Genomic DNA, 4,302 nt, shown 5'->3' with positions numbered 1-4,302 from the left:
ACTTTAAAGTTATCTTGTAATGATAAACCAAGTCCAGTAGAATATCGTTTGAATACGGAGGTCACAAAATCCTTTGGCAGGAAGACATTTAGTCTATTACCTGTCAATTTATTAATAGCCGCACCAAATTGTTCTCCCTTCGCCCAAAGCGAAGCCAAGTAGGTATTTTGGTACCCAAAAACACAACTTGCAAATGTAAAAACAACAATAGGATGCATAGTTGATTATGCATCAAAGCCTGGCTCAATGAACCAGGCTTTGCTATAACTAGCTTTACTGCAAATATTACGGACAAAGTTCTGAATTTCCAAAATAAGATTTAAGGCCCTGCGGAAGACTTAAACCAAGCACGGGATAGTAGAAAATTTCTGATCACTATCAACCCATAAAACATCATCTTCCATTCCTTGAGAAACCATAAAGTAACCTTCAATATGAGTAAAACAATTCTTTATTAGGTCGTTTTTATAATTTGCTTCTAGAAAAGTATTCTCATCGCTCTTATCCATCAAGAACACCAATGCTGCTTCGTTATAACATAACCAAATGTTCTTTAGCAAACCTCTGTTTAACAGATTCACGTTTTTAATACGAAAAAGTATCCTATTATAGTTTTCATTTACAAATACCTCTTCTGCGGCGAAATCAACATTTTTAAACAGTTCATCATCTGCAACAAAGACTCTTAAACCATAAAAATATACATTTTCGTTAACATCCAATAAAAATTTGAATAATGGATCCCACTTGGATTCACTTAAATCTATAGAGTGGGTGGTATCCTTGATAGACACCGTACTCTCCGTATGATTTTTTAAATCTAAACCTCTCATATTACTTTGTTTTATACTTCCAGAAAACGAAAGGCGCTGTAACCGGACGTTGAGCTGAACTGCCATAAACATTTCCAAATGCATTAAATCTAAAAGTCGAGTGATTTGTAGTTGTAGTTGAATTATGAGAACGACCTTTATCCCATCGAACCATGTTTCCGCCTTGTTTATTTTGTTTTATTGACAAATAAGTTCCTCCTCCTCCTTTACCATTCTCATGTAAAGCATCTATTCGATATTCTCCAACATTTAATCCGTTTTTTCCGAATACTCCATATCCATTAAAAACGTTCACATTTTTCTTCGCAGAAAGCAGCCCCCCTCCAGCATAAGCCAACGGAGCAGTTGTTGCCGCACCTTCTACCATATTGTTTATCGCCACAGCATCAGCCTTTGCTTTATCTTCAGGCGAGGACGACCAATACGCTTTTTGGTTTTCGTAGAAATCCACGTATGTATTTCCATCTAATAAGGAGGCCACCCCCCAATAGGTGTTGGAGGCTGAGTTCCACAAGTCGGAACCTAAATTAGAATCTTCACTCAGCCACCCTCGCCATGTCCTGCCCACATTGCCAAAGGGATCTCCCTTTGCCGTTTCATTCCACAATGTAGGGAAATAGCCTCTTGGCTCTCCTTTCTTCTTTTTCTTATCATCATCGTCACCACCTGCATAGCCCCCCTGTATCTGCCGAAACCTATCCTGTGCTTCCTGACCATAGTATGTCTCCATCCCATCAGGATCTATATTGTTCACGGGATTGTTGTCGGTATAATTGTACGGATTTACACTGTAGAACTTCTCCGCAAGTGGATCAATTACATTCCACCTTGCTATCACCGGGTCATAGAACCTTGCGCCGTAATCATACTGCCCTAATTCCTCCTGCAACTCCTTGCCATTGTACAAATATTTGTTTGTACCACCCACACTTGCCTTCCTCAACCCAAACGCATAATAATCGTCTTGCTGTAGCCTCCGCACAGCACCATTGTAAATATCGAAAGTATAACGCACATTTCCAAGATGATCCGAAAGATTATAATGGTAGCTATAATTACCGCCATTATTTTGTGCAATCCCTTCCTCAGTATGGATCATATCAATCGCATTGCCGTTGTACTCAATGCCATTTACATAATTACGGGTATTACCATTGCTTGTTTTTGCCAGTTTATTTCCAGTGGCATCGTAAGTATAAGTGATGTTTTGGCTACCACTGATGTTTTGTGGCAGGTTAAGGTGATTATAACTTAAAGTGATGTCCTTTTCGCTGTCGCTGATCAGATTACCGTTCGCATCATAAGCATAATTGCTATTGGTAAAACCGATAATGGTATTCAAACGGTTACCAGTATAACTGCTATAGCTGTTTGTTCCAAAACCATCCCTGCTCAGGCTGGTCACATTACCCATCACATCATAGCTGATACTTTCGCCAAGGTTTGCAGCGGCAGATTCGGTCAGGCGGTTCAGCTTATCGTAACTATAAGTGAAAGTGTTGCTTGTTCCATTGGTATAGATCTGGTTTGCGATATTGCCGTTGAACTGCGGCAACGTTCCATTATTGTATTTCAATTCCATGCTGAACTCATTGCTTGTACTACCCGTCATCCACCCGCGTTCGTTATAAGCCAGGCCGGTAATTTGTACATCATTATGCAGCCTTTTCTCTTTCAATTGTCCTAATTCGTTATAAACCTTATGGGATACTGTAACTGCTGTTTGCCCGTTAATGCTTTGAAAGCTTGCTATTGGACGCCCCACATGGTCATACTCATAACGGTCGGCAATAGTGGTTGTTCCGCCAGTGGTATGATGCTCCTTGGTGCTGGCCGTAAGTTCACCAACAAAGCTATAGCTATTGGTAATTATATCATAGTTAGATGTATTTACATTTCCTGAAAGGTAATGCTGCTTGTAAATTTTTGCTAGCCGACCTTCATTATCATAATAGTTTACCATCCACAGAAAGTTATTGGTTCCCAGTACCCTTATCTTTTGGGCGGTTAGTAATCCTTTGATCATCTTTCTGTAATTTGCAGATTCATTATTAGGAATCCCTTCAATCTCATAGTTATCGTAATAGTTAACCGTGTGATATTCGATGTTTTCGTATTCCTCTCCAGCCATTGGATGAGTACGGACAGTATAACCATCACTGCGCGAAGTGGTCCGCTCTTCCCAAATCGGATCTGCCATCAAATCAATATAATTATTCTGAATGGTTGCCCGGCTCATCGTATTGTTCTTCTCAAGCCCTGTTAATACCACTCTTCCAAATGCATCGTACTTAGTCCAGCTCCATTCATGTCTAAGTTGTTGGTTCGCATCCTGTGTGTAAACCACCTGATCCAACTTATTATACACAAGCGATTCCCAGCCCTTGCCCGGAACCTTTTTCTCTATTATCCTTTTGCGACCATCATAATGGTAGCTATACATGTAATCCAGGAATTCAATTTGGCTCTCATCAAAGCTGGTAATCTCACTGCTCAAACGGTCGGTTCCGGCATTTAATGCAGGCGGAAGGACATACCGCAGGTTGCCAAGATCATCATAAACATAATAGGTACTCAGGCTTTTATCATTGCTTTCCCATATCCGTTTCAATATCACACGCCCCTCAGAATTTTTAAATTCTTCGGTAGTACCAGCATTGCCAGATGTCCAGTTCTCATCTTTACTGATGGTTTTATATAGTTTTCCTGGTGAATAGACCGAAGCAACCGCTCCATTACCGGCACTATTGATCTGCCAAAGCTTCACTTCATTATCAATATTGGTGCCATATTCCATTTTAATGGTATGTCCGGTATTGCTGTTAACCACGGGTTGCCAGGCATCGCCCGGAGCCCCCTGTTCCTGAACCCGGTTAAGCGGGCTAGGCTCAAAAACCGTTAATGCAAATGGCGTCCCGGTAGATTTAATCCCTGAGGGAGGATTGGCAAAATAGCCTGCCTGGCCTCCATTAACTATTGCATCAGCACGGTAAGCACCCTTATTATCCCATACCGAATAGGGCTGATACTTTATCGCTTCACGGCCAAAGGCATCATAAGCGAAAGGCTGAACCAAATCATGGCCTGCTAAGCTTCCATTTACTTGTACCGTTTGTAAAGGCCGACCCAAACCATCAAAGTATTGAATAGTCTCGTTCACATCACAAATACTCCTTCCGTTCAGGTTATCCGGATCAATCCCACGCTGTCTGAAAATTTTGGTACTGATGTAGTTCTGATTATTGTGGAGTTGCTACATTTGACTGGAGGAATTTAGTTGTCAGATTTAACTAGAAACTTTTAAATTTGATTATATGAGCAAACGAGTATTTGATGATTCCTTCAAAAAAATGGCTATAGATTTATCTAATAGCCGAGGATCGGTGAAAGAGGTTGCAGATGAGCTTGGAATAAACGATAGCCTTCTGAGTAAATGGAGACAGCGTGAGTCGGAGCCCAAACAGAGTCC

The 4,302-nt window shown here is 40.9% G+C and carries 4 protein-coding genes; 1 reads left to right on the top strand and 3 read right to left on the bottom strand.

The annotated features are described in order from the left end of the window. From GJU39_RS23710 to GJU39_RS23060, 3 genes are all read right to left on the bottom strand, one after another. Window positions 1-218, bottom strand: a 218-nt coding sequence (locus GJU39_RS23710; RefSeq protein WP_209437727.1) for a hypothetical protein, incomplete at its 3' end; no start/stop codon positions are given. Between the two features lie 120 nt (window positions 219-338). Next, window positions 339-833, bottom strand: coding sequence for a hypothetical protein (locus GJU39_RS23065; protein ID WP_154283343.1), 495 nt, complete (start codon window positions 831-833; stop codon window positions 339-341). A 1-nt stretch (window position 834) separates the two neighbouring features. Beyond that, window positions 835-4,017, bottom strand: a complete 3,183-nt coding sequence (locus GJU39_RS23060; protein WP_280790427.1) for a DUF6443 domain-containing protein — start codon at window positions 4,015-4,017, stop codon at window positions 835-837. Between the two features lie 130 nt (window positions 4,018-4,147). Between GJU39_RS23060 and GJU39_RS24375 the strand changes: the two genes are divergently transcribed. Continuing rightward, the coding region (locus GJU39_RS24375; protein WP_154281226.1) for a transposase at window positions 4,148-4,302 on the top strand (155 nt) is incomplete at its 3' end.

It is taken from the genome of Pedobacter petrophilus (assembly GCF_009674725.1).
In the GTDB taxonomy this organism is placed as follows: Bacteria; Bacteroidota; Bacteroidia; order Sphingobacteriales; family Sphingobacteriaceae; genus Pedobacter; species Pedobacter petrophilus.
The sequence above is the reverse complement of the archived record's forward strand: the minus strand, read 5'-3'. Positions and strand labels throughout refer to the sequence as shown.

Bases quoted from the DNA above. Each gene is read 5' to 3' on its own strand.
- GJU39_RS23065 (WP_154283343.1), bottom strand. From the start codon at position 833: ATGAGAGGTTTAGATTTAAAAAATCATACGGAGAGTACGGTGTCTATC.